Here is a 711-nt window from a genome sequence, read left to right as displayed (position 1 = left end):
GAAATCCTTGTTCCGCAAGCCCGAAGTCCGCTACGCCGCCTCCTGACCATCAACTATTTGCCTTACGGGTCAATAGGTCGGGGCGACCGCCAGCAGCACGTCCGTCGGGCCGGCCCGCAGCGCCCGCAGCACCAGGAACATGGCCTCCTGGCAGCCCACGGTCACCACCACGGCCTCCGGGTCGACCGTGATCCCCTCGTCGAGAGCGAGGTTACGGGCGATGAGGTGGTGCACGATGCCCTTGGTCCGGCCGTACTGCAACAGCAGTCGCCGCGCCTGCTCGGGCGAATGTCCCAGCTCGTCCACGAGGTGCCGGTGGAACGTGTCCAGGTGCCGGTGCACCGCGGCGACGTCGAGGAACTCCTCGTACGGGCGCCCGGCCGCGAGCGACACCGCCGCCGGGTACCGTTCGGACACCTCGTTGAGGAAGTTCATCGAGGTCAGCGCCGGGTCGTTCAGGGCGGGGTGCAGGTCGGCGACGTCGAGGTCGGCCGATTCGGTCGCGGCCACCCGCTCAGCCCACCCCGAGCGTACGCAGCCCGGCCGCCGCCGTCGGGTCGGCGCAGCCGGCGAGGGTGAGCGCGTCACGCACCTCGGCGGCGAGCAGCGCCAACGCGTCCTGCGCGCCGCGTCGCCCCCGTTACCTTTTTGATCGTCCCCAGCCGGGGACTGCTCGGTCGCTCGGCCCGGTATGACTTACCGCCCCTGTCG

Annotated in this window: 2 pseudogenes; both read right to left on the bottom strand. The window is 70.6% G+C overall.

The annotated features are described in order from the left end of the window. Positions 1-72: 72 nt before the first annotated feature. Positions 73-510, bottom strand: a pseudogene (locus ACLQ24_RS29955) (PLP-dependent aminotransferase family protein); the annotation flags it as partial. 4 nt (positions 511-514) lie between these two features. Continuing rightward, positions 515-637 (bottom strand): annotated as a pseudogene (locus ACLQ24_RS29950) (alpha-hydroxy-acid oxidizing protein); the annotation flags it as partial. Between the last annotated feature and the right edge of the window lie 74 nt (positions 638-711).

Source organism: Micromonospora sp. DT4 (assembly GCF_049841675.1).
In the GTDB taxonomy this organism is placed as follows: domain Bacteria; phylum Actinomycetota; class Actinomycetes; order Mycobacteriales; family Micromonosporaceae; genus Micromonospora.
Note: the sequence above shows the minus strand (reverse complement) of the source record. Positions and strands in the feature narration are given on the sequence as shown.